Here is a 25617-nt window from a genome sequence, read left to right on the forward strand (position 1 = left end):
CGTTCTTGAGCCGCTTCTGGATGTGAGTATGGATCATACTGATTTGGCGCCTGAGGCATTCCGGCAAGGAGAGCCAACTGCGGGATACTCAAATCTTTGAGGTCCTTGCCATAGTAATTTTGGGCAGCAGTTTGCATACCGTAGTTACCGTTTGACATGTAGACCTTGTTGATGTAGTAGGTCAGGATTTCTTGCTTGGTTGCTTTCTGTTCAAGTTGAACGGCCAGCCAAGCTTCTTGAGCCTTACGTGAAAGGGTCTGGTCCGACGTTGATGTAGAGAAATAAGTTAATTTAATCAGCTGCTGCGTTAAGGTTGAAGCTCCCTGAAGGCCTCCACCACCACGAAGATTTCGTAGAGTGGCACCGAGGATACGAATAGTATCAACCCCACGGTGATTAAAGAAACGATGGTCTTCAATTGATACGATGGCATTAACCAACTCAGTAGGGATTTCATTTGCTTGCGCATTTACCCGACGTTCTGATCCAAGATCGGCAATGAGTTCATCGTTTTTGTCATAGATCTTGCTAGACGTTGTAGCGACTAATTTACTTTCAGATAGGGCCGGAGCCTTGCTGACATAGTAGAGGAAGAGTCCCCCGCCTAGCACAACTGCTGCGATAAATACAGTTAAGAGACAGATGCTGACATACTTAGCTATTCGCAGGAAAATTTGTTTGTTCATCTTGTTTTACCACCCAGTAAATGTTCTTTGATAATATCGAGATAGGGAATCTGAGGAAAGGCACCAGGCTCAATCCTATATCCATTTTCTTGAATATATCCAAGTGGCATTGACTTTTGTCCCATATCTTGATGATAGAAACGAATCAAGTCAATGGCCGGCAATAAGTAGGTTTCTTGCTGAGAAGAAAAGTGAAGGAGTACAAAGCAGATCCCTTGTTGGGCAAGGACTTGTTCCATGTGTTGGATCTGATGGAGATGAAAATTCTTCATCGGGATCGCATGTTTCTGCCTAGTTTCCTTTGCTTCAAAGTCGATGTAGTATCCATCATAAACCCCCGAATAGTCTGTTGTTGAGGCCTGTCTGAAGTAGGCTTCAACGATCTTGGCTCGACTTCTTTGGGGATAATCGACACGTACGATTTGGATGGGAGTCGGTTTCTTGTGGATAACAGCCAGCCCATGCGACAAGTAGTAGTCGTTCGTAGCATTGATCATCTTTTCAAAGGACATCCCCCGATTTGCGAAATTTTTAGTTTTTGAAAGGGATGGTTGTCTTTTTTGTGATGAAATTTTATGTGGATAGTTGACCATAATTCTCCTTATTGGTACAATAACATCACTCTATTATACCATAAAAGTATACAGAAAGGATGAAAAAATGCATACAGCCTTGATTTTAGGCTATTCTGCCTTCGACCTTGGTCTCTTTAATGACAAGGATATTCGTGTTGACATTATCAAAAAAGCCATTGGTAGAGACTTGGAAGGTCTAGCAGAGGAAGGGGTGACCTGGCTTGTCTTTACAGGGACTCTGGGCTTTGAATACTGGGTGCTTCAAGTAGCTAAAGAAATGAAAGAAGAGTATGGATTTCAATTGGCGACCATTCTTGATTTTGAAACCCATGGCAGTAATTGGAATGAAGTAAATCAAGCCAAATTGAGTGAGTTCAAGCAGGTTGACTTTGTCAAATATGCCTATCCACAATATGAGCACAAGGGGCAACTGCGTGATTATCAGAAATTTCTGCTGGAGAATACAGATACTTGTTATCTTTTTTACGACGAAGAAAAGGAAACCAAGTTACGATATTTTTACCAAATGATGAAAAATCAAGCGGACTATGTTACAAGACGATTAACATTTGAGGACTTGAATGAAATAGTAGAAAATTTTTCCGAAAAGTAAGGCTTTGACCTTGATTTTTACTTATCTTTTTTTATATAATAATACTAGTAACCCAGAATGGAGAGAGACATGGCAAGTATTATATTTTCAGCGAAAGATATTTTTGAACAAGACTTTGGACGTGAAGTTCGTGGATATAGCAAAGCAGAAGTGGATGAATTCCTTGATGATGTGATTAAGGATTATGAGACTTATGCAGCTTTGGTCAAATCTCTTCGTCAAGAGATAGCGGATTTGAAGGACGAATTGTCTCGTAAACCACAGTCAGTTCCAACTCAGCCTGATTCTATCGAAGTTACCGCTTCTACCTCGATGACAAACTTTGATATCTTGAAACGATTGAATAGACTCGAAAAAGAAGTGTTTGGTAAACAAATTTTAGACAATGAAGATGTATAATTGAGTGTCTATCAAGTGCATAAATGCAATTTTTGGATAATCGCGTGAAGAGATTCTCTTTTCATGAGGAAAGTCCATGCTAGCACAGGCTGTGATGCCTGTAGTGTTTGTGCTAGGCGAAACCATAAGCCTAGGGACGAGAGATCGTTACGGCAGCCGAAATGGCTAAGTCTTCGGATAAGTCAGATTAGGCTTGAAAGTGCCACAGTGACGGAGTCTCTCTGGAAACGGAGAGAGTGGAACGCGGTAAACCCCTCAAGCTAGCAACCCAAATTTTGGTCGGGGCATGGAGTGCACGGAAACGAACGTAGTACTCTGACTGCTAGCAGCTAGAGCTGTTAGTGGTAGACAGATGATTATCGAAGGAAGTGGTCCTAGTCACTTCTGGAACAAAACATGGCTTATAGAAAATTGCATATAGGTTGGGGCTGAGAAATCTTTCTCAACCTCATTTTTTAAAGTGAACAAAAGAAAGGTCTTACAAGACTGTAAAATGAAAAAAGAATTTAATTTAATCGCAACTGCTGCAGCGGGTCTTGAGGCTGTCGTTGGACGTGAGGTGCGAGAACTAGGCTATGATTGCCAGGTTGAAAACGGCCGTGTCCGTTTCCGCGGTGATGTGCGGGCAATCATTGAGACCAATCTTTGGCTTCGAGCAGCGGATCGCATCAAGATTGTAGTTGGAAGCTTCCCTGCAAAGACCTTTGAAGAGCTCTTTCAAGGAGTTTTTGCTCTAGATTGGGAAAACTATCTCCCACTTGGAGCACGTTTCCCGATATCAAAGGCCAAATGTGTCAAGTCTAAACTCCATAACGAGCCCAGTGTTCAGGCTATTTCCAAGAAGGCTGTTGTGAAGAAATTACAAAAACATTATGCCCGCCCAGAAGGTGTTCCCTTGATGGAAACTGGTCCCGAGTTTAAGATTGAGGTATCTATCCTGAAAGATGTGGCAACTGTCATGATTGACACGACAGGTTCTAGCCTTTTTAAACGTGGTTATCGTACGGAAAAGGGTGGAGCTCCTATCAAAGAAAACATGGCAGCAGCCATTTTACAACTCTCAAACTGGTATCCGGACAAGCCTTTGATTGATCCGACCTGTGGTTCAGGAACCTTCTGCATCGAGGCGGCTATGATAGCTAAGAAGATGGCCCCTGGTCTTCGCCGTTCCTTTGCTTTTGAAGAATGGAACTGGGTCAGCGATCGGTTAATTCAAGAAGTGCGTACGGATGCTGCCAAGAAAATTGACCGTGAACTGGAACTGGATATCATGGGCTGTGATATAGACGCTCGTATGGTTGAAATTGCTAAAGCCAATGCTCAAGCAGCAGGTGTGGCAGGTGATATCACCTTTAAGCAAATGCGGGTACAAGACTTGCGCTCGGACAAGGTAAATGGTGTCATCATCTCCAATCCGCCATATGGTGAGCGTTTGTCTGATGATGCAGGAGTTACCAAGCTCTATGCTGAGATGGGACAAGTATTTGCGCCACTGAAAACCTGGAGTAAATTTATCCTGACCAGTGATGAAGCATTTGAAAGTAAGTACGGAAGTCCAGCTGATAAAAAACGAAAACTGTATAACGGGACCTTAAAAGTGGATTTGTATCAATACTTTGGTCAGCGTGTGAAACGTCAGGAGTTAAAATAGAAAGGTGAACTCATGAGTAAGAAAAGACGTGATCGTCATAAAAAAGGACATCAAGAACCCAAATTTGACTTTGATGAAGCAAAAGATTTGACTGTTGGTCAAGTGATTCGTAAGAATGAAGAGGTGGAGGCTGGAGTATTGCCTGAGGACAGCATCTTGGACAAATACATCAAACAACACCGTGAAGAGATTGAAGCTGACAAGTTTGAAACTCGTCAGTTTAAAAAAGAAGAACTAGCTTCCACTCAAAGTCTAGAAGATATGATTCAAGAAGTGCGAGAATCTAGCGAGACTTCTGAAGAAGTCGAAGAAACACATCTTGTTACGGAGGAAGTTTCTGGCGATACAGAGGAAACGGAGGCTGCTAGTGTTGTTCTGTCTCCTCTAGATGAAGAAAATGAAGAACTGGAAACACTTGTATTAACCAACACAGCAACAGAAGAAGAGACAGAAAGTCTAGAAGAGGAAGAAGTGATTGTTCCTCTATCACGCTCGGCTCAGGCGGAGCCTGAGAAAGACTCTAAGAAAAAGGGAATGATCATCATTGCCTCAGTGGTGGCTGCAATTCTTGTTCTTGCTGGAATGTATTATGTCTACCGACAAGTATCTCGTTCAAATCAAGAAATTCAGGCTTCTCAATCATCTTCAGGCAATCAGGAATCGCAAACCGACTTGCAAGAGTTTAATACGCTCTATGATGCCTTTTATACAGATGAAAATAAGACAGCTTTGAAAAATAGCCAGTTCGATAAGTTGAGTCAACTGAAAACCTTGCTAGATAAGTTAGAAGGTAGTCGTAATCATACATTAGCTAAGTCAAAATACGATAGTTTAGCAGCTCAAATCAAGGCCATCCAAGATGTCAATGCCCTCTTTGAAAGTCCGGCAATCACTGACGGTGTCTTGGATACCAATGCGAAAGCTAAAGCAGACGCTAAGTTTACAGAAATCAAAACAGGTAACACAGAATTAGACAAGCTCTTGGATAAAGCTATTAGCCTCGGTAAGAGCCAACAAACAAGTGCTTCTAGTTCAAGTTCTAGTCAAGCAAGTTCAAGTTCAGCTACAGAAAGCAATGCGAGCAGCACGACACCTTCAACAAGTACCACAGCACCAGCTAGAGATACCAATGGTGGTTTGTCGAGTGATGGTGTTAACCTTCAAAGAAGTGCTAGTCGTGTACCGTACAACCAAACAGCTGTAGACGATAGCAACAACCCTGCTTGGACTTTTGCAGATGGTGTTTTGGAACAAATCCTAGCGACATCACGTGCTCGCGGTTATATCACTGGCAACCAATATATCCTAGAACGGGTCAATATTGTAAACGGAAATGGTTATTACAACCTTTACAAACCAGATGGAACCTATCTCTTCACCCTCAACTGTAAGACGGGTTACTTTGTAGGGAATGGTTCTGGTCATGCTGATGACTTGGACTACTAGGAGACCGTTACAAAATTCTTTCCTTTCATAGGTAAAAATGATAAAATAAAACATATTAAACAAGAGGAGTGTCACATGACAAAAGCTAACTTTGGTGTCGTAGGTATGGCCGTAATGGGTCGTAACCTTGCCCTAAATATCGAATCTCGTGGTTATACAGTTGCCATTTACAACCGTAGTAAAGAAAAAACAGAAGATGTGATTGCTTGCCATCCTGAAAAGAACTTTGTGCCAAGCTATGACGTGGAAAGCTTTGTAAACTCAATCGAAAAACCTCGTCGTATCATGCTCATGGTTCAAGCTGGACCTGGTACAGACGCAACTATCCAAGCCCTTCTTCCACACCTTGACAAGGGTGATATCTTGATCGACGGAGGAAACACTTTCTACAAAGATACCATCCGTCGTAACGAAGAGTTGGCTAACTCAGGCATCAACTTTATCGGTACTGGGGTTTCTGGTGGTGAAAAAGGTGCCCTTGAAGGTCCTTCTATCATGCCAGGTGGACAAAAAGAAGCCTACGAATTGGTTGCTGATGTTCTCGAAGAAATCTCAGCTAAAGCACCAGAAGACGGTAAACCATGTGTGACTTACATCGGTCCTGATGGAGCTGGTCACTATGTGAAAATGGTCCACAACGGTATCGAGTATGGTGACATGCAATTGATCGCAGAAAGCTATGACCTCATGCAACACTTGCTCGGTCTTTCTGCAGAGGATATGGCTGAAATCTTTACTGAGTGGAACAAGGGTGAATTGGATAGCTACTTGATTGAAATCACAGCTGATATCTTGAGCCGTAAAGACGATGAAGGCCAGGATGGACCAATCGTAGACTACATCCTGGATGCTGCAGGAAACAAAGGAACTGGTAAATGGACTAGCCAATCAGCTCTTGACCTTGGTGTACCATTGTCACTTATCACTGAGTCAGTATTTGCACGTTACATCTCTACATACAAAGAAGAGCGTGTACATGCTAGCAAGGTTCTTCCAAAACCAGCTACTTTCAAATTTGAAGGTGACAAGGCTGAGTTGATCGAAAAGATCCGTCAAGCCCTTTACTTCTCAAAAATCATTTCTTACGCACAAGGTTTTGCCCAATTGCGTGTAGCTTCTAAAGAAAACAACTGGAACTTGCCATTTGCGGACATCGCCTCTATCTGGCGTGATGGCTGTATCATCCGTTCACGTTTCTTGCAAAAAATTACAGATGCTTATAACCGTGATGCAGACCTTGCAAACCTTCTCTTGGATGAGTACTTCTTGGATGTCACTGCTCAGTACCAACAAGCAGTGCGTGATATCGTAGCACTTGCTGTTCAAGCTGGTGTACCAGTACCAACCTTCTCAGCAGCCATTACTTACTTTGATAGCTACCGTTCAGCTGACCTTCCAGCTAACTTGATCCAAGCGCAACGTGATTACTTTGGTGCCCACACTTACCAACGTAAAGACAAAGAAGGAACATTCCACTACTCTTGGTATGACGAAAAATAAGTAGGTCTGCCATGGGGAAACGGATTTTATTACTTGAGAAAGAACGAAATCTAGCTCATTTTCTCAGTCTGGAACTCCAAAAAGAGCAATACCGTGTTGATCTGGTAGATGAGGGGCAAAAAGCCCTCTCTATGGCTCTCCAGACAGATTATGACTTGATTTTACTGAATGCTCATCTGGGGGATATGACGGCCCAGGATTTTGCAGAGAGGCTGAGTCGGACAAAACCAGCCTCAGTGATTATGGTCTTGGACCATCGCGAAGAATTGCAAGACCAGATTGAGACAATCCAGCGCTTCGCCGTTTCTTACATCTATAAGCCAGTGATTATTGATAATCTGGTAGCCCGTATTTCAGCGATTTTCCGAGGTCGGGACTTCATTGACCAACACTGTAGTCAGATGAAGGTTCCAACGTCTTACCGCAACCTACGTATGGATGTAGAACATCATACCGTTTATCGTGGCGAGGAGATGATTGTTCTGACGCGCCGTGAGTATGACCTCTTGGCTACTCTCATGGGAAGCAAGAAAGTCTTGACTCGTGAGCAGTTATTGGAAAGTGTTTGGAAGTACGAAAGTGCGACAGAAACCAATATCGTGGATGTTTATATCCGTTATCTACGTAGCAAGCTTGATGTAAAAGGTCAAAAAAGCTACATTAAAACCGTGCGTGGTGTCGGTTACACCATGCAAGAATAGAAAAGCAGTTGCAGTTGTGTAACTGCTTTTTTTGAGGGGCTTCTATATATTGACATACAGTCGGGTCTTTGCTACAATCAGTTATGGAGGAAGATCTAATGAAATTTTTGAAAAAAATGTTGCAAGTTGCTCTAGCAGTCTTTTTCTTTGCTTTGCTAGCGACTAATACCGTATTGGCGGATGATGCTGATTCAGAAGGCTGGCAATTTGTCCAAGAAAATGGTAGAACCTACTACAAGAAGGGTGACATCAAAGAAACGGCCTGGCGAGTGATTGATGGCAAGTACTATTATTTCGATCATGTATCAGGTGAGATGGTTGTTGGATGGCAGTATATTCCCATGCCAGATAAAGGTACTACAATTGGTCCTTACCCAAATGGTATCAGATTAGAAGGTTTTCCAAAGTCAGAGTGGTACTATTTCGATAAAAATGGAGTGCTACAAGAGTTTGTTGGTTGGAAAGCATTAGAGGTTAAAACTAAAGACAGTGTTGGAAGAAAGTATGGGGAAAAACGTACAAATCCGGAAGATAAAGAAGAGAAGAGTTTTTACACGAACTATTACTTTAATCAAAATCATTCTTTAGAGACAGGTTGGCTTTATGATCAGTCTAATTGGTATTATCTAGCTAAAACGGAAATTAATGGAGAAAACTATATTGGTGGTGAAAGACGTTCAGGCTGGATAAACGATGATTCGACTTGGTACTATCTAGATCCAACAACTGGTATCATGCAAACTGGTTGGAATCAAATTGGCAATAAGTGGTACTACCTCCGTTCATCAGGAGCTATGACAACTGGCTGGTATCAGGAAGGCTCAACTTGGTACTATTTAGATGCTGAAAATGGCGATATGAAAACAGGCTGGCAATATCTTGGTAACAAGTGGTACTATCTCCGTTCATCAGGAGCTATGGCAACTGGTTGGTATAAAGATGGTTCAACTTGGTACTACCTAAATGCAAGTAATGGAGATATGAAGACAGGTTGGACCAAAGTAAATGGAAACTGGTATTATCTCAATTCAAATGGAGCAATGGTTACAGGTAGCCAAACTATCGATGGTAAAGTTTATAACTTTGCTTCATCTGGTGAGTGGATTTAATCTTGGAGGAGATACAAATGAAGCTTTTGAAAAAAATGATGCAAGTCGCACTAGCAACATTTTTCTTTGGTTTGCTAGCTACAAATACTGTATTTGCGGATACCACAGGTGGCCAATTTGTTGATAAGGATAATAGAAAATATTATGTAAAAGATGATCATAAAGCAATCTATTGGCATAAAATAGACGGTAAAACTTACTATTTTGGTGATAGAGGAGAGATGGTTGTCGGTTGGCAATACGTAGAAATTCATGGAACAGGTTATCGTGATAATTTATTTAATAATCGTCCAGTCTTAGAAATTGGCCTTCAACAGAAGTGGTACTATTTTGGACAAGATGGTGCTTTGCTAGAACAAACAGATAAACAAGTACTAGAGGCAAAAACGTCTGAAAATACAGGAAAAGTATACGGTGAACAATATACTCCATCTGCTGAAAAGAGAACTTATTATTTTGATAATCATTATGCTGTAAAGACAGGCTGGACTTATGAAGACGGCAATTGGTATTATTTAAATAAGCTAGGAATTTCTGGCGATGATTCTTACAATCCACTACCAATTGGTGAAGTTGCTAAGGGTTGGACTCAAGATTTCCATGTTACTTTTGGCATTGATAGAAGCAAACCTGCTCCATGGTACTACTTAGATCCAACAACTGGCATCATGCAAACAGGTTGGCAACATCTTGGTAATAAATGGTACTATCTCCGTTCATCAGGAGCAATGGCGACTGGCTGGTATCAGGAAGGTACCACTTGGTATTATTTAGACCAACCAAATGGCGATATGAAAACTGGTTGGCAAAACCTTGGGAACAAATGGTACTATCTCCGTTCATCAGGAGCAATGGCAACTGGTTGGTATCAAGAAGGTTCGACTTGGTATTATCTACATGCAAGTAATGGAGATATGAAGACAGGCTGGTTCCAGGTCAATGGCAAATGGTACTATGCTTATAGCTCAGGTGCTTTGGCGGTGAATACTACCGTAGAAGGCTATTCTGTCAATTATAATGGCGAATGGGTTCAATAATGAAAGAGGCGATTGTGAAGGAAACAATCGCTTTTTTTGTGAAAATATAATAAAATAGATAGGAAAGAATAAATACTTGTATGAAAAATGAGACGGCTTTTTCGTCTAGCAAAAGGAAAAAATGACAAAAAAAGTTGGTGTCGGTCAGGCACATAGTAAGATTATTTTAATAGGAGAGCATGCGGTCGTTTACGGTTATCCTGCTATCTCCCTGCCTCTTTTGGAGGTGGAGGTGACTTGTAAGGTAGTTCCTGCAGCGAGTCCTTGGCGCCTCTATGAGGAGGATACCTTGTCTATGGCGGTGTATGCCTCGCTTGAGCATCTAAATATCAAGGATGCTTGCATTCGTTGTCAGATTGACTCAGCCATTCCTGAAAAACGGGGGATGGGTTCGTCAGCAGCTATTAGCATAGCAGCCATTCGAGCTGTTTTTGACTACTATCAAGTCGAACTGCCTCATCATGTATTGGAAATCTTGGTCAATCGAGCAGAGATGATTGCCCATATGAATCCAAGTGGTTTGGATGCCAAGACCTGTCTCAGTGACCAGCCTATTCGCTTTATCAAGAATGTTGGTTTTACAGAACTTGAGATGAACCTATCTGCCTATTTGGTGATTGCTGATACGGGCGTGTATGGTCGCACTCGTGAAGCCATCCAAGTGGTTCAAAGCAAGGGGAAGGATGCCCTACCGTTTTTGCATGCCTTGGGAGAATTGACCCAGCAGGCAGAAGATGCGATTAGACAAAAAGATGCTGAAAAACTGGGACAAATCTTCAGTCAGGCGCATTTACATCTAAAAGAAATTGGTGTCAGTAGCCCTGAGGCAGATTCCCTCGTTGAAACGGCTCTTAGCCATGGTGGTCTGGGTGCCAAGATGAGTGGTGGTGGCCTAGGAGGTTGTATCATTGCCTTGGTAGCCAATCTGGATCAAGCACAAGAACTAGCAAAAGGATTAGAAGAGAAAGGAGCTGTTCAGACATGGATCGAAAGCCTGTAACAGTACGTTCCTACGCAAATATTGCCATTATCAAATACTGGGGAAAGAAAAAAGAAAAAGAGATGGTTCCTGCTACTAGCAGTATCTCTCTGACTTTGGAAAATATGTACACAGAGACGACCTTGTCGCCTCTACCAGCCCATGCGACAGCTGATGCCTTTTATATCAATGGTCAGCTCCAAAATGAGGCGGAGCATGCCAAGATGAGCAAGATTATCGACCGCTATCGTCCAGCAGGTGAGGGCTTTGTCCGTATCGATACCCAAAACAACATGCCGACTGCAGCGGGTTTATCCTCCAGTTCCAGCGGTTTGTCCGCCTTGGTCAAGGCTTGCAATGCTTATTTCCAGCTTGGTTTGGATAGAAGTCAGTTGGCACAGGAGGCTAAGTTTGCTTCTGGTTCTTCTTCTCGGAGTTTTTATGGACCACTAGGTGCCTGGGATAAGGATAGTGGAGAGATTTACCCTGTAGAGACAGACTTGAAACTAGCTATGATCATGTTGGTGCTAGAGGACAAGAAAAAACCAATTTCTAGCCGTGATGGGATGAAACTTTGTGTGGAAACCTCGACGACCTTTGATGACTGGGTACGCCAGTCTGAGAAGGATTATCAGGAGATGCTGGTTTATCTCAAAGAGAATAACTTTGCCAAGGTTGGGGAACTAACGGAGAAAAATGCCCTTGCTATGCACGCTACGACAAAAACAGCATCGCCAGCCTTTTCTTATCTAACGGATGCGACTTATGAAGCTATGGACTTTGTCCGACAGCTTCGTGAGCAAGGGGAAACCTGCTACTTTACCATGGATGCGGGTCCCAATGTCAAGGTCCTCTGTCAGGAGAAAGACTTGGAGCATTTATCAGAAATTTTCGGTCAACGTTATCGCTTGATTGTGTCAAAAACAAAGGATTTGAGCCAAGATGATTGCTGTTAAAACTTGCGGAAAACTCTATTGGGCGGGTGAGTATGCTATTTTAGAGCCAAGACAGTTGGCCTTGATAAAGGCGATACCTATCTATATGAAAGGGGAGATTGCCTTTTCTGATAGCTACTGTATCTATTCTGATCTGTTTGATTTCGCAGTGGACTTGACGCCAAATCCTGCCTACAGTTTGATTCAAGAAACGATTTCTCTAGTGGAAGATTTCCTCGTTAATCGTGGGCAAACCTTGCGACCTTTTTCCTTGGAAATCCGTGGAAAAATGGAACGGGAAGGGAAAAAGTTTGGTCTAGGTTCTAGTGGTAGCGTCGTTGTCTTGGTGATCAAGGCTCTGCTGGCTTTGTATGATATTACGGTTGATCAGGAACTCTTGTTCAAGCTGGCTAGCGCGGTCTTGCTCAAGCGAGGCGACAATGGTTCTATGGGAGACCTTGCCTGTATTGTGACAGAAGATTTGGTTCTCTACCAGTCTTTTGATCGAAAGAAGGTGTCTGCGTGGTTGGAAGAAGAAAACTTGGCGACAGTTTTGGAGCGTGACTGGAGCTTTTCTATCTCACAAGTGCAACCAGGTCTAGAATGTGATTTCCTAGTGGGATGGACCAAGGAAGTGGCTGTGTCTAGTAATATGGTCCAACAAATCAAACAAAACATAGACCAGAACTTTTTAACTTCCTCAAAAGCAACAGTGGTTACTTTGGTAGAAGCCTTGGAGCAGGGGAAAATAGAAAATATCATCGAGCAGGTGGAAACAGCCAGCCAGCTCTTAGAAGGGTTGAGCCCAGATATATACACACCTTCGCTGAGACAGTTGAAAGAAGCCAGCCAAGATTTGCAAGCCGTTGCCAAGAGCAGTGGAGCTGGTGGTGGTGACTGTGGGATTGCCTTGAGTTTTGATGTGCAATCGACCGAAACCCTAAAAAATCGTTGGGCCGATCTGGGGATTGAGCTCTTATACCAAGAAAGGATAGGACATGACGACAAATCGTAAGGATGAGCATATCCGCTATGCCCTTGAGCAAAAAAGCACCTATAATAGCTTTGATGAGGTTGAGTTAATCCACTCTTCGATACCGCTCTATGACCTAGATGAGATTGATCTTTCGACAGAATTTGCTGGTCGAAAATGGGACTTTCCTTTTTATATCAATGCCATGACAGGTGGGAGCGATAAGGGGAGAGAAATCAATCAAAAGCTGGCTCAGGTGGCTGAAGCATGTGGGATTTTGTTTGTGACGGGCTCTTATAGCGCAGCCCTCAAAGATCCAACAGATGACTCTTTTTCTGTCAAGACTAGCCATCCAAATCTCCTCCTTGGAACCAATATTGGCTTGGACAAGCCTGTTGAGTTGGGACTTCAGACTGTAGAAGCGATGAATCCTCTTCTCCTGCAAGTGCACGTCAATGTTATGCAGGAATTACTCATGCCGGAGGGAGAAAGGAAGTTCAGAAGCTGGTATTCGCATCTGGCAGACTATAGCAAGCAAATCCCTGTTCCTATTATTCTCAAGGAAGTGGGCTTTGGCATGGATGTAAAGACCATCGAAAGAGCCTATGAACTGGGTGTTCGAACGGTTGACCTGTCGGGTCGTGGTGGTACTAGCTTTGCCTATATCGAAAATCGTCGCAGTGGTCAGCGTGATTACCTCAATCAATGGGGCCAGTCCACCATGCAAGCCCTCCTCAATGCCCAAGACTGGAAAGACAAGGTCGAACTCTTGGTCAGTGGAGGCGTTCGGAATCCGTTGGATATGATTAAGTGCTTGGTTTTTGGTGCCAAAGCTGTAGGACTGTCACGTACCGTTCTAGAGTTGATTGAAAGCTACACAGTCGAAGAGGTGATTGGCATCATCCAAGGCTGGAAAGAAGATCTACGTTTGATCATGTGTGCCCTTAACTGTGCCACCATAGCGGATCTGCAAAACGTAGACTATATTCTTTATGGCAAACTAAAAGAAGCAAAAGATCAGACGTAGAGAGGTCGGGACAAGAATCCCGCCCTTTTTTGTAGCCTTTTGTCAACTGTAGTGAGTTGATGAAACCTAGCTTATAGGAGCGATTTCTGTCCTATCTCCTTTTTCCATCCTCAGACCGAGGTGACTTTTCTGAATTGTGATAAAATAGAAGGGAGAGGATGCATCTATGAAAAAATTTCAAATCTTTTTATTTATTGAAGCCTGTCTGTTGACGGGAGCTCTGATTTTGATGGTATCAGAGCATTTTTCGCGTTTTTTGCTGATTCTATTCCTCTTTTTGCTCTTGCTTCGTTATTATACAGGTAAAGAGGGCAACAACGTTTTCCTCCTTGTGGCGACTATTCTTTTCTTTTTCATCGTCATGCTCAATCCCTTTGTGATTTTAGCCATCTTTGTAGCGGTCATCTATAGTCTCTTTCTTCTCTATCCAATGATGAATCAAGAAAGAGAGGAGACGGATTTGGTCTTTGAAGAGGTGGTAACGGTTAAAAATGAACACAATCCTTGGTTTGGCAATCTCCATCATTTCTCTAGTCACCAGACCTGCCGATTTGACGATATCAATCTCTTTCGTCTCATGGGCAAGGACACCATTCATTTGGAAAGAGTTATCCTAACCAATCATGACAATGTCATTATCCTTAGAAAGATGGTCGGAATGACTAGGATTATCGTGCCCGTAGATGTGGAAATCAGCCTCAGTGTTAACTGCCTTTATGGAGATCTTACTTTCCTTCATCAACCTAAGAGATCCCTCCGCAATGAACACTATCATCAGGAGACCAGAGACTATCTTAAGAGTAACAAGAGCGTCAAGATTTTCCTAACTACTATGGTTGGCGATGTGGAGGTGGTCAGAGGATGAAAAAGCAATCTTATCTGTTAATCGGCCTGACTTCACTCCTCTTTATTCTCTTTTTGGCTAATAGTCTGCTTGATATTCTAAATCTTGATTGGTCCTATTTGCTACAGGATATCGAGAAAACAGAGAAACTCATCTTCTTGATCTTGGTCTTTAGCCTTTCCATGACCTTCTTTTTTGTCCTCTTTTGGCGGGTGATAGAAGAAGTCTCTCGCAGAAAAATGCAAGTCAATCTCAAGCGACTGCTAGCAGGAAAAGAGGTGGTTTCTTTTGCAGATCCAGACTTGGATGCCAGTTTTAAGTCCTTGTCTGGCAAGCTTAACCTCTTGACAGAGGCTGTTCAAAAGGCTGAAAATCAAAGCCTGGTCAAGGAAGAAGCAATCATCGAGAAAGAAAGGAAGCGGATAGCACGTGACTTGCACGATACAGTTAGTCAGGAGTTGTTTGCAGCCCATATGATTTTATCAGGGATAAGCCAGCAGGCTTTGAAGCTGGATAGAGAAAAGATGCAGACCCAGTTGCAAAGTGTTGCAGCTATCCTTGAAACAGCCCAGAAAGATTTGCGGGTCTTGCTCCTACATTTGCGACCTGTTGAGTTGGAAGAGAAGAGTTTGGTTGAGGGGATTCAAATCCTCTTAAAAGAGCTAGAGGACAAGAGTGATCTCAAGGTTAGTCTCAAGCAAAACGTGTCTAAATTACCCAAGAAGATTGAAGAACATATCTTCCGTATTTTGCAGGAGTTGATCAGCAATACCCTTCGCCATGCCCAAGCATCTTGTTTGGATGTCTATCTCTATCAGACAGATGTTGAATTGCAGCTGAAGGTGGTGGACAATGGGATTGGTTTCCAGTTGGGGAGCTTAGACGACTTGAGTTACGGACTGAGAAATATTAAGGAGCGGGTTGAAGATATGGCAGGAACAGTTCAACTCTTGACAGCACCTAAGCAAGGACTGGCGGTTGATATCCGTATTCCCCTGCTAGAAAAGGAATGATAAAGGAGTAAAGATGAAAATTTTACTAGTAGATGACCATGAAATGGTCCGATTGGGCTTGAAAAGCTACTTTGACCTCCAAGACGATGTAGAAGTTGTGGGCGAGGCGGCTAATGGGTCTCAAGGGATTGACTTGGCCTTGGAATTGCGTCCAGATGTCATTGTCATGGATATCGTCATGCCTGAGATGAATGGGATTGATGCTACCTTGGCTATCCTCAAAGAATGGCCTGAAGCCAAGATTTTGATTGTGACTTCTTATCTAGACAATGAAAAAATCATGCCTGTCTTGAACGCGGGTGCGAAAGGTTATATGCTCAAGACTTCAAGTGCGGACGAACTGCTCCACGCTGTTCGTAAGGTTGCTGCCGGTGAGCTTGCTATTGAGCAAGAGGTCAGCAAGAAGGTGGAATACCACCGCAATCATATGGAACTACATGAGGATTTGACTGCGCGTGAGCGAGATGTGCTTCAACTCATCGCCAAGGGCTACGAAAATCAGCGCATCGCAGATGAACTCTTCATCTCTCTCAAGACGGTCAAGACCCATGTATCCAACATCCTAGCCAAGCTTGAGGTCAGCGATCGCACCCAGGCTGCGGTCTATGCCTTTCAGCACCACTTGGTAGGGCAAGAGGACTTTTAGATGAGTCTTGCATATTTACTTGAGGAGCTAGAAGCGGCAAAAGATCCGCATAAAGCAGGGCCCATGGAAGCCTATATGCGCTACCAATTTTCCTTTTTAGGTATTGCAGCTCCTGAAAGAAATGCCCTTTATAAAAAATACTTTCCAAGTGCGAAAAAAACAAAGCTCATCGATTGGGATTTTGTAGACACTTGCTGGGAAAAGGAGCCTAGAGAATACCAATATGTGGGCGCCAACTATTTGAAAGCCATGCAGGTTTATCTAACGAAGGATGATTTGCCTAAGCTTGAGCGTCTGGTCGTGACCAAGTCTTGGTGGGATACGGTAGATATCTTAGATCGAGTAGTAGGAAGTTTGGTAACCGACCATCCGAAACTTGAAGAAGTGATTTTAAAATGGAGCCTATCAGACAATATCTGGCTGAGGCGAGTCGCTATTGACCACCAGTTGTTAAGAAAAGAGAAGACGGATGTTCAACTAATGGAAAAGGTCCTGCTCAATAATCTGGACCAGACCGAATTTTTTATCAACAAAGCCATCGGTTGGGCCCTAAGAGACTACTCCAAAACCAATCCGGAATGGGTAGCAAGCTTCATCGAAAAAAACAAGGAAAGAATGGCTGAACTTAGTATCAGAGAAGCAAGCAAGTACCTTTAGCATCATTGAAAAGCGCATTCATTACTTGAAAATTAACCGTGGTTTATGCTATAATAGACTGTATTTAAAAAATTTTAAGGAGAAATGACAGAATGTCTGTATCATTTGAAAACAAAGAAACAAACCGTGGTGTCTTGACTTTCACTATCTCTCAAGACCAAATCAAACCAGAATTGGACCGTGTCTTCAACTCAGTAAAGAAATCTCTTAACGTTCCAGGTTTCCGTAAAGGTCACCTTCCACGTCCTATCTTCGACCAAAAATTTGGTGAAGAGTCACTTTACCAAGACGTTATGAACGCTCTTTTGCCAAACGCTTATGAAGCTGCAGTAAAAGAAGCTGGTCTTGAAGTCGTTGCACAACCAAAAATTGACGTAACTTCAATGGAAAAAGGTCAAGACTGGGTTATCACAGCTGAAGTCGTGACAAAACCTGAAGTTAAATTGGGTGACTACAAAAACCTTGAAGTATCAGTAGATGTAGAAAAAGAAGTAACAGACGCTGACGTTGAAGAGCGTATCGAACGCGAACGCAACAACTTGGCTGAATTGGTTATAAAAGACGGCGCTGCTGAAAATGGCGACACTGTTGTTATTGACTTCGTTGGTTCTATTGACGGTGTTGAATTTGACGGTGGAAAAGGTGAAAACTTCTCACTTGGACTTGGATCAGGTCAATTCATCCCTGGTTTCGAAGACCAATTGGTAGGTCACTCAGCTGGCGAAACTGTTGATGTTCTTGTAACATTCCCAGAAGACTACCAAGCAGAAGACCTTGCAGGTAAAGAAGCTAAATTCGTGACAACTATTCACGAAGTAAAAGCTAAAGAAGTTCCAGCTCTTGACGATGAACTTGCAAAAGATATCGACGAAGAAGTGGAAACTCTTGACGAATTGAAAGAAAAATACCGCAAGGAATTGACTGCTGCGAAAGAAGAAGCATACAAAGATGCCGTTGAAGGTGCAGCAATCGATAAAGCGGTAGAAAACGCTGAAATCGTAGAACTTCCAGAAGAAATGATCCACGAAGAAGTTCACCGTTCAGTAAATGAATTCCTTGGAAACTTGCAACGTCAAGGTATCAATCCTGACATGTACTTCCAAATCACAGGAACTACTCAAGAAGACCTTCACAAACAATACGAAGCAGAAGCTGAGTCACGTACCAAGACTAACCTTGTTATTGAAGCAGTTGCCAAAGCTGAAGGATTTGACGCTTCAGAAGAAGAAATCCAAAAAGAAATCGAGCAATTGGCAGCAGACTACAACATGGAAGTTGCACAAGTACAAAACTTGCTTTCAGCTGACATGTTGAAACACGATATTACTATCAAAAAAGCTGTTGAATTGATCACAAGCACTGCAACAGTAAAATAATCTTAAAAGAGAAAAAGCCCACCTGACTAGGTGGGTTTTCTGATGCACTATTTTCCAAAAATCTCTTTTAAGTCTGCATCTGTAATCCCGATCATGGCTGGGATGCTAGACCAGTTTTCCTCGGTGAGGATGTAGGATTGTTCAGAGTCACTTGCTGTGGCAGTTTCAGAGAAGGCTTGTTTACTTTCTTCAATATTAGTTTCAATTAAATCACTGAAACGCTCAATCAGATAGGTCTTGCGGGCAGTCCCGATATGCTTGACTGCATAGTCGAAAGCCTGTAATTCACCTAGTAAGATAAGTTTGCTTTTGGCGCGTGTAATGGCTGTGTAGATGAGATTTCGCTCCAGCATGCGCTTGCTAGCACTGGTGATGGGCAGGATGACAACGGGAAACTCACTTCCCTGAGACTTATGGATACTCATGGCATAGGCTAGTCGAATTTTGTACCATTCGTTACGTGGGTAGATGACCTCATTGCCATCAAAATCAATGACAATCTCGTCTTGTTTGGACTCGGTGTATTTACCAGGAATTAGGTCTGTGATGTAGCCTAGGTCTCCATTAAAGACATTGACTTCAGCGTCGTTGACTAGGTGAATGACCTTGTCCCCTGTTCGATAGTGACACTGAGTTGCTTCAAAGCTCACTTGTCCCTTTTGCTGAGGATTGAGCAGGTCTTGCATGAGTTGGTTGATGGCGTCAATGCCAGCAGTTCCTCGATACATAGGCGCTAGCACCTGAATATCGCGAGCCAAAATACCACTTCTGAGGGCAGCGCCAAGAATTTTCTCAATCGTAGCTGGGATATGGTTACTCATAATTTCAAAGTAGGAGCGATCTGCCTTTTTCTGGGTAAAATCAGCTGGTAAGATGCCTTGTCGAATCTGGCTAGCCAAGGTAACGATAGTTGATTCCTCGCTCTGACGATAAATCCGCTCCAAGCGAGTCTGCGGAATCAAGGGTATCTGGAGCAGGTCAGCTAAGACTTGCCCAGGACTGACAGAAGGTAGCTGGTCACTATCACCCACGATGAGGATTTTACTGTTAGAAGAAATGTTGGAGAAGAGTTGGTTGGCTAGCCAAGTATCAACCATAGAAAACTCATCCACGATGATAAAGTCGGCGTCCAGATAATCTTCCAGATGGCTGGTATCATCATCACCCGTCATTCCCAAATGGCGGTGGATGGTAGCGCTAGGTAAACCTGTCAATTCATTCATGCGCCGAGCGGCTCGACCAGTTGGAGCAGCAAGAAGGATAGGCAGATTGCTTTTTTTCTTGAGATCAAGCCCTTCTAAAAGGGCATAAACAGCGATAATCCCATTGATAACAGTCGTCTTACCAGTACCGGGTCCACCTGTTAGGATAAAGACCTTGTTCTGGATAGCATCACAGATTGCCTGTTTTTGGATGCTATCGTACTGGATACCCAGCTCTTCCTCAACACTAGCGATATGCTTGTGAATGGTTTCCAAATCATGACTCTTTTGTTTTCCTTTTTCAAGGATACGAACCAAGTGACTGCGGATGCCTTCCTCAGCGAAAAAGAGGCTATTATCAAAGATTTTGGTATCAATCTGCTGAACCTTGTCCTCTTCAATTAGATGAGATAATTCCTGAGCGACTTGGCTGGGATCGAGTTCCACGGGACGGGAAGATTCGAGGAGAGTCAGGGTTTGTTCCAGCAAATCTCGGGCTTCCATATAGGTATCGCCCGTATCCATACAGCCTTGAAAGAGACTGTGGACAAGGCCAGCGCGGAAGCGCTCGGGAGCTTGGCTTTCGATACCTAGTTCGGCTGCTAGTTGGTCAGCAATGGTAAAGCCCAAGCCCTTGATATCCTCAATCAGCTGGTAGGGATAATTTTCGACAATATCCAGCGTTTCGTCCTTGTAAAAGTCTTGAATCTGAAAGGCTAGTTTATTGGGAATGCCGTAGTTGGCTAGTTTTGCCAAAACCATCTCTGTCCCATAGTTGAGACGGAGGGTGGAAACAAAAGCCTCACGGTTTTTGGCAGAGAGTCCTGAGATGCCTTCCAGCTTTTCAGGATGCTCCAGAATTTCGTCGATAGTGTTTTCACCATAGCTATCAACAATTTTCTGGGCAGTCTTGAGACCGATTCCCTTAAAATGGCTGCTAGAGAAATATTTGACCAAGCCCTTACTAGTGGGTTTTGCTCGCTCATAACGACTGATTTGTAGCTGTTCCCCATACTTGGAGTGCTGAACGATTTGCCCCCAAAAAGTATAGTCTTCGCCCTCAATCACGTCCGCCATGGTTCCTGTAACGATGATTTCAAAATCGTCAAAGTCCTCCGCATTGGTATCTTCGATATCTAAGAGGAGGATGCGATAAAAATTACTTGGATTTTCAAAAATAATGCGTTCAATGGTGCCTGAAAAATAAACTTCCATAGGTTTCCTTTACATGAGTTCGTGAGAATTGATCTCTTGGCCACTTTGAAAAGCTAGATGACGAAAAGGTTTTTCTCGCAATAGAAAAAGAGACTGAGACTTAGCGTTCTCGGCCTCTTCCTTATCTTAAAAAGTTCCGATACGGTTAAGTGGCCAGAAACGGAATTTTGCTTCGCCTTTTATTTCGCTGGCCTTGAAGGTACCAACATGGCGGCTGTCGCTAGAGACTAGACGATCATCACCAAGGAGAAGGTACTCGCCTTGAGGGACAGTAAAGCTGAAGCTGGTATTGGAATTGACATCGACCGTAAAGGCTTGTGCTTTTTGAGCAAGTTCTCTAAAGTAAACTCCCTTATTGCCCTCAAATCCTTTGCCAGTATAGGTGTTTTGCAACTTTTCTGTTTTGAATAAGTTGAGGTATTCAGCTAGGTAAGGTTCATTCGTTTCTTCACCGTTGATAAAGAGTTTGTCATTTTCGTAGCGGATGGTATCTCCAGGCATGCCGATGACCCTTTTGACAATGTCTTTATTTCCGTCTTCCTCATGCGCAACCACGATGTCGAAGCGGTCAATTGGGAGGTGTTTGACAACGAAGAGAACTTCTCCGTCGGCTAGGGTAGGGTCCATAGAGTGTCCTTCTACACGGACATTGCTCCAAAGAAAGATACGGCTAAGACCGACCAGTGCGATAATCAGGAAGAAAACTCCCCATTCTTTTAGAAATGTTTTAAACGAATTCATAATTTACCTTTCTAGAAGTGCTTTGGCTTTTTCAGTGTTTTTAAAATGCAGTTTGGCGCAGAAATGAAGTCCTTTCATTCCATAGGCCTGAAGGATTTTACTAGCAACCTTATCAGATGCAGTTCCAGCGCCACTTGGCAGTTGATAGCCCAGTTCTCGTCCCAGATTTTCTAGATTTTCCAGAAAGAGGTCACGCGCGATGATGGAGCTAACCGCAACAGCCAAGTATTTGCCCTCAGCTTTTTCTTCCAAAGTGATCTTATTTGGGAAACGGTTGGTTTCTTGTGCCAAGTACTTATCATAGTTTTTTGGACTTGTAAAAGCATCAATCACGATTTTCTCTGGCTGGACCCCTTTTTGAAGCAGGAGAAAGATAGCTTGGTTGTGAAGGGCAACCTTTACAGAAACAGCATTGTAACGCTCTCCGATGACTTCGTTGTACTTGCTCGGTGAAAGAAGGAGCGCTTGATGTGGAATCTTCTCCTTGAGGATAGGGGCAATCTGACGAATTTTTTGGTCGGTCAGAGTCTTGGAATCTCCCACGCCGAGTTTTCGTAGGAAGTCATGCTGGTCAGGTGTCACGAAGGAAGCCACGACAGCTAGTCCGCCAAAGTAGGAACCATTTCCTACCTCATCAGTCCCAATCATAGGAAAATCTTGTCCACTGTTTTCTTGTTGAACTTGATAACCAAAGAAACTAGCGTATTGCTCCGCCATTTCGCCCTGGAGGAGAACTTTTCCTGAGGTATAGACGGAAACTGTTGTCTGAGGCAGTCGCAAAAAATAGCGGATATAGGGATTTTTACTAGGACTGAGAGCCTTCTGATACTGACTTAAAAAGCTCTGAATTTCCTGTTCACTGGGTGTGAGTGTGATACTTGCCATAGTCTCTATTGTACCACAAAAGCAGGAGAATTGGTAAAAACTGACAAAGTTAGCGAAATTTGGTATAATATCGTGAGGTGAATTTTATGGCAAATCTAAATCGATATAAGTTTACATTCGGGAAAAAAACATTAACCTTGACAACCGAGCATGACAACCTCTTTATGGAGGAAATTGCCAAGGTTGCGACTGAAAAATACCAAGCAATTAAAGAACAAATGCCTGGGACGGATGATGAAACCATTGCGCTTCTTTTGGCGGTCAACTGTCTGTCTACACAGCTCAATCGTGAAATTGAATTTGATGACAAGGAGCAAGAGTTGTTAGAACTCCGCCACAAGTTGATTGCTGTCAAACAAGAACAGAGCAAGATTGAGGATTCCCTATGATTTCAATCCTACTCTTATTGGTTCTGGCTTGGGGTTTTTACATCGGCTACCGTAGAGGTTTGGTGCTGCAAGTTTATTATTTCATCGTTGCAGTGATTTCAGCATTTGTTGCGGGACAGTTTTATAAATCACTGGGAGAACACTTCCACTTGCTTGTCCCTTATGCCAATCCTCAGGAAGGACAGAGCACCTTTTTCTTCCCTTCAGACCAGCTGTTTCACCTTGACAAGGTCTTTTATGCGGGTCTCGCCTACCTTTTAGTTTTCGGAATTTGTTACAGTATCGGACGTTTTATCGGTTTGTTCCTGCACTTGATTCCAACTAAAAAGCTCGATGTCAAATGGTTTCGTATCGGAGCAGGCGTTTTGTCTCTATTGGTAACCTTATTTGTCTTACAAATGGCTCTGACCATTCTCGCAACAGTGCCTCTGGCAGTCATTCAAAATTCACTCGAAAAAAGTATAGTAGCCAAAAACATCATCCAAAGTGTCCCTTTTACGACAAACTTTATCAAACAACTCTGGGTGACAAATTTAATCGGATAAAAAGGGCGGGATTTTTCCTAGCCCTTTGTTTACAGATTTGGGGACTAGGTCAAAACCTCTAGTTGCTATAATCTTATAAACAAGCATACAAGGAAAGAATATGAATACAAAAATACTAGAAACCTTAGAATTTAATAAAATCAAAGCCTTGTTTGAACCCCATCTCCTGACTGAACAAGGGCTAGAGGAGTTAAAAGCCTTGGTTCCAACTGCTAAGGTGGATAAAATCAAGCAAGCTTTTACAGAGATGGAGGAAATGCAAGCCCTATTTGTGGAGCAACCCCACTTTACCATTCTAGCGACGCGTGAGATATCAGCTGTCTGCAAGCGTCTGGAGATGGGGGCGGATCTCAATATTGAGGAGTTTCTGCTCCTCAAACGGGTCTTACTTGCTAGCAGAGAGTTGCAAGGTTTTTATGCCAATCTTGAAAATGTACGCTTGGAGCAGTTGGCGAGATGGTTTGAAAAACTGCATGATTTTCCACACTTGCAAGGGAGTCTCCAAGCCCTAAATGACGCAGGATTTATCGAGAATTTCGCCAGCGAAGAACTAGCACGCATTCGTCGAAAAATTCATGATAGCGAGAGTCAGGTCCGAGATGTCTTGCAAGACTTGCTCAAGCAAAAAGCGCAGATGTTGACCGAAGGGATAATTGCTAGCAGAAATGGTCGTCAAGTCTTACCAGTCAAGAACACCTACCGCAACAAGATTGCAGGTGTTGTCCATGACATCTCTGCTAGTGGTAATACGGTCTATATCGAACCCCGTGAGGTCGTGAAACTGAGCGAAGAAATAGCGAGTCTTCGAGCTGATGAGCGCTATGAGATGATTCGTATCCTGCAGGAACTCTCAGAACGCGTCCGTCCTCATGCTGCTGAGATTGCTAATGACGCTTGGATTATCGGCCATCTGGACTTGATTCGTGCCAAAGTTCGCTTTATTCAAGAAAGAAAAGCAGTTGTTCCTCAACTTTCAGAGAATCAAGAGATTCAACTCCTTCATGTTCGACATCCTTTGGTCAAAAATGCAGTGGCAAACGATGTACATTTTGGTAAGGAATTAACGGCCATTGTCATCACAGGTCCCAATACAGGTGGGAAGACGATCATGCTCAAAACCTTGGGCTTGACGCAACTGATGGCCCAGTCAGGCTTGCCTATTTTAGCTGATAAGGGGAGCCGTGTCGGTATTTTCGAAGAAATTTTCGCAGATATTGGGGATGAGCAGTCTATTGAGCAAAGCTTGTCTACCTTTTCCAGTCACATGACCAATATCGTAGATATTCTTAGCAAGGTCAACCAGCACTCGCTCTTATTACTAGATGAGCTTGGGGCAGGAACCGATCCGCAGGAAGGTGCTGCCCTTGCCATGGCTATTTTGGAGGATCTTCGTTTACGTCAGGTTAAGACCATGGCGACGACCCACTATCCAGAACTCAAGGCCTACGGTATTGAGACAGCCTTTGTGCAAAATGCCAGCATGGAGTTTGATACAGCCACTCTGCGTCCGACCTATCGCTTTATGCAGGGAGTTCCTGGCCGAAGCAATGCCTTTGAAATTGCTAAACGCCTTGGCTTGTCAGATGTCATTGTCGGGGATGCCAGCCAGCAGGTCAACCAAGATAATGATGTCAACCGAATCATTGAACAATTGGAAGAGCAAACGCTTGAAAGCCGTAAACGCTTGGACAATATCCGTGAGGTGGAGCAAGAAAACCTCAAGATGAACCGAGCACTCAAAAAACTCTACAACGAACTCAATCGCGAGAAGGAAACAGAGCTTAACAAGGCGCGTGAACAAGCTGCTGAGATTGTGGAACTCGCTCTAAGTGAGAGTGACCAGATTCTTAAGAACCTCCACAGTAAGTCTCAACTCAAACCCCATGAAATCATTGAAGCCAAGGCAGAGCTGAAAAAATTGGCTCCCGAAAAAGTCGACTTGTCTAAAAACAAGGTTCTTCAAAAAGCCAAGAAAAAACGAGCTCCGAGGGTTGGGGATGATATCGTGGTTATCAGTTATGGTCAGCGTGGAACCTTGACCAATCAACTTAAGGACGGCCGTTGGGAAGCCCAAGTTGGTTTGATCAAGATGACCTTGGAAGAGAAAGAATTTGACCTTGTTCAGGCTCAACAAGAAGCCCCAGTCAAGAAAAAACAAGTCAATGTCGTCAAACGTGCTTCTGGACGTGGTCCGCAAGCAAGACTGGATCTCCGAGGCAAACGTTATGAAGAAGCCATGAATGAGCTGGACGCCTTTATTGACCAAGCCCTGCTTAATAATATGGCTCAGGTAGACATCATCCACGGTATCGGAACGGGAGTCATCCGTGAAGGAGTTACCAAATACCTGCAAAGAAACAAGCATGTCAAGAGTTTCGGCTATGCTCCTCAGAATGCTGGGGGCAGTGGCGCCACTATTGTGACCTTTAAAGGTTAGAAAAAAAGAGTGCTTCTCTTTTTTTGAAAAAGAAGT

At 43.3% G+C, this 25617-nt stretch carries 25 protein-coding genes and 1 other RNA gene; 21 read left to right on the forward strand and 5 right to left on the reverse strand.

The annotated features are described in order from the left end of the window. Both SORDD24_RS04735 and recU read right to left on the reverse strand, forming a co-directional pair. Positions 1–686 (reverse strand): transglycosylase domain-containing protein (locus tag SORDD24_RS04735; protein ID WP_196757290.1); only part of this gene is annotated, 686 nt, incomplete at its 3' end. Then, a complete protein-coding gene (recU, locus tag SORDD24_RS04740) occupies positions 683–1279 on the reverse strand; it encodes a Holliday junction resolvase RecU (RefSeq protein ID WP_000248765.1) in 597 nt (198 codons plus the stop codon). The genes recU and SORDD24_RS04735, both read right to left, overlap by 4 nt. Before the next feature lie 67 nt (positions 1280–1346). Here recU and SORDD24_RS04745 point away from each other — a divergent pair, with 67 nt between their 5' ends. The 18 genes from SORDD24_RS04745 to tig all read left to right on the forward strand — a co-directional run bounded on the left by SORDD24_RS04745 (position 1347) and on the right by tig (position 18167). After that, positions 1347–1874 carry an SLOG family protein gene (locus tag SORDD24_RS04745; RefSeq protein ID WP_061408074.1) on the forward strand — a complete coding sequence of 176 codons (528 nt, stop codon included), beginning with the start codon at positions 1347–1349 and terminating at the stop codon, positions 1872–1874. Between the two features lie 69 nt (positions 1875–1943). Next, a complete protein-coding gene (gene gpsB / locus SORDD24_RS04750; RefSeq protein ID WP_000146521.1) occupies positions 1944–2273 on the forward strand; it encodes a cell division regulator GpsB in 330 nt (109 codons plus the stop codon). A 28-nt stretch (positions 2274–2301) separates the two neighbouring features. Continuing rightward, an RNA gene (rnpB, locus tag SORDD24_RS04755) (RNase P RNA component class B) lies at positions 2302–2682 on the forward strand. A gap of 84 nt (positions 2683–2766) precedes the next feature. Continuing rightward, positions 2767–3924: a THUMP domain-containing class I SAM-dependent RNA methyltransferase gene (locus tag SORDD24_RS04760; RefSeq protein WP_061408077.1), complete on the forward strand. Its 1158-nt coding sequence runs from the start codon at positions 2767–2769 to the stop codon at positions 3922–3924. A gap of 12 nt (positions 3925–3936) precedes the next feature. Next, a complete protein-coding gene (gene mapZ, locus SORDD24_RS04765; protein WP_061408080.1) occupies positions 3937–5370 on the forward strand; it encodes a cell division site-positioning protein MapZ in 1434 nt (477 codons plus the stop codon). Between the two features lie 75 nt (positions 5371–5445). Continuing rightward, on the forward strand, positions 5446–6870 hold the full coding sequence (gene gndA / locus SORDD24_RS04770) for an NADP-dependent phosphogluconate dehydrogenase (RefSeq protein WP_061408083.1): 1425 nt from the start codon (positions 5446–5448) through the stop codon (positions 6868–6870). Positions 6871–6881: 11 nt separating this feature from the next. Continuing rightward, entirely contained in the window at positions 6882–7571 is a 690-nt protein-coding gene (locus SORDD24_RS04775) for a response regulator transcription factor (protein WP_061408086.1), read from the forward strand. Between the two features lie 98 nt (positions 7572–7669). Beyond that, positions 7670–8680 carry a choline-binding protein CbpJ gene (gene cbpJ, locus SORDD24_RS04780; RefSeq protein ID WP_061408089.1) on the forward strand — a complete coding sequence of 337 codons (1011 nt, stop codon included), beginning with the start codon at positions 7670–7672 and terminating at the stop codon, positions 8678–8680. A 17-nt stretch (positions 8681–8697) separates the two neighbouring features. Beyond that, complete coding sequence (gene cbpC, locus SORDD24_RS04785) at positions 8698–9717, forward strand: choline-binding protein CbpC (RefSeq protein WP_061408092.1); 1020 nt, start codon at positions 8698–8700, stop codon at positions 9715–9717. Positions 9718–9838: 121 nt separating this feature from the next. After that, complete coding sequence (mvk, locus tag SORDD24_RS04790; RefSeq protein ID WP_061408094.1) at positions 9839–10717, forward strand: mevalonate kinase; 879 nt, start codon at positions 9839–9841, stop codon at positions 10715–10717. After that, a complete protein-coding gene (mvaD, locus tag SORDD24_RS04795) occupies positions 10699–11652 on the forward strand; it encodes a diphosphomevalonate decarboxylase (protein ID WP_061408097.1) in 954 nt (317 codons plus the stop codon). Before mvk ends, mvaD begins: the two co-directional genes overlap by 19 nt. Then, entirely contained in the window at positions 11639–12646 is a 1008-nt protein-coding gene (locus tag SORDD24_RS04800; protein ID WP_061408100.1) for a phosphomevalonate kinase, read from the forward strand. The genes mvaD and SORDD24_RS04800 overlap by 14 nt, the downstream gene beginning before the upstream one ends. Further along, the gene (fni, locus tag SORDD24_RS04805; RefSeq protein WP_061408103.1) at positions 12630–13631 is read left to right on the forward strand and encodes a type 2 isopentenyl-diphosphate Delta-isomerase; all 1002 of its coding nucleotides are present in this window, start codon (positions 12630–12632) and stop codon (positions 13629–13631) included. Before SORDD24_RS04800 ends, fni begins: the two co-directional genes overlap by 17 nt. A 166-nt stretch (positions 13632–13797) precedes the next feature. Further along, the gene (gene liaF, locus SORDD24_RS04810) at positions 13798–14496 is read left to right on the forward strand and encodes a cell wall-active antibiotics response protein LiaF (RefSeq protein ID WP_061408106.1); all 699 of its coding nucleotides are present in this window, start codon (positions 13798–13800) and stop codon (positions 14494–14496) included. After that, positions 14493–15488, forward strand: a complete 996-nt coding sequence (locus SORDD24_RS04815) for an envelope stress sensor histidine kinase LiaS (protein ID WP_061408109.1) — start codon at positions 14493–14495, stop codon at positions 15486–15488. Before liaF ends, SORDD24_RS04815 begins: the two co-directional genes overlap by 4 nt. A gap of 13 nt (positions 15489–15501) precedes the next feature. Further along, the gene (locus tag SORDD24_RS04820; RefSeq protein ID WP_061408112.1) at positions 15502–16134 is read left to right on the forward strand and encodes a response regulator transcription factor; all 633 of its coding nucleotides are present in this window, start codon (positions 15502–15504) and stop codon (positions 16132–16134) included. Further along, positions 16135–16791 (forward strand): DNA alkylation repair protein, encoded by a 657-nt coding sequence (locus tag SORDD24_RS04825; RefSeq protein WP_061408114.1) that lies wholly within the window; start codon positions 16135–16137, stop codon positions 16789–16791. Between the two features lie 92 nt (positions 16792–16883). Beyond that, positions 16884–18167 carry a trigger factor gene (tig, locus tag SORDD24_RS04830; RefSeq protein ID WP_061408117.1) on the forward strand — a complete coding sequence of 428 codons (1284 nt, stop codon included), beginning with the start codon at positions 16884–16886 and terminating at the stop codon, positions 18165–18167. 47 nt (positions 18168–18214) lie between these two features. On the opposite strand, the gene SORDD24_RS04835 is transcribed toward tig, so the two are convergent. From SORDD24_RS04835 to rnhC, 3 genes are all read right to left on the reverse strand, one after another. Then, entirely contained in the window at positions 18215–20584 is a 2370-nt protein-coding gene (locus SORDD24_RS04835; RefSeq protein ID WP_061408120.1) for an SF1B family DNA helicase RecD2, read from the reverse strand. Between the two features lie 126 nt (positions 20585–20710). Next, positions 20711–21325 carry a signal peptidase I gene (lepB, locus tag SORDD24_RS04840; protein ID WP_001083993.1) on the reverse strand — a complete coding sequence of 205 codons (615 nt, stop codon included), beginning with the start codon at positions 21323–21325 and terminating at the stop codon, positions 20711–20713. Between the two features lie 3 nt (positions 21326–21328). Beyond that, complete coding sequence (gene rnhC / locus SORDD24_RS04845) at positions 21329–22210, reverse strand: ribonuclease HIII (RefSeq protein WP_061408123.1); 882 nt, start codon at positions 22208–22210, stop codon at positions 21329–21331. 86 nt (positions 22211–22296) lie between these two features. Here rnhC and zapA point away from each other — a divergent pair, with 86 nt between their 5' ends. From zapA to SORDD24_RS04860, 3 genes are all read left to right on the forward strand, one after another. Then, entirely contained in the window at positions 22297–22599 is a 303-nt protein-coding gene (gene zapA / locus SORDD24_RS04850) for a cell division protein ZapA (RefSeq protein ID WP_061408124.1), read from the forward strand. Then, entirely contained in the window at positions 22596–23144 is a 549-nt protein-coding gene (locus SORDD24_RS04855; protein ID WP_061408127.1) for a CvpA family protein, read from the forward strand. Before zapA ends, SORDD24_RS04855 begins: the two co-directional genes overlap by 4 nt. 100 nt (positions 23145–23244) lie before the next feature. Further along, positions 23245–25581 carry an endonuclease MutS2 gene (locus SORDD24_RS04860; protein WP_061408129.1) on the forward strand — a complete coding sequence of 779 codons (2337 nt, stop codon included), beginning with the start codon at positions 23245–23247 and terminating at the stop codon, positions 25579–25581. The last annotated feature ends 36 nt before the right edge of the window (positions 25582–25617 follow it).

It is taken from the genome of Streptococcus oralis, assembly GCF_001579175.1.
In the GTDB taxonomy this organism is placed as follows: domain Bacteria; phylum Bacillota; class Bacilli; order Lactobacillales; family Streptococcaceae; genus Streptococcus; species Streptococcus oralis_O.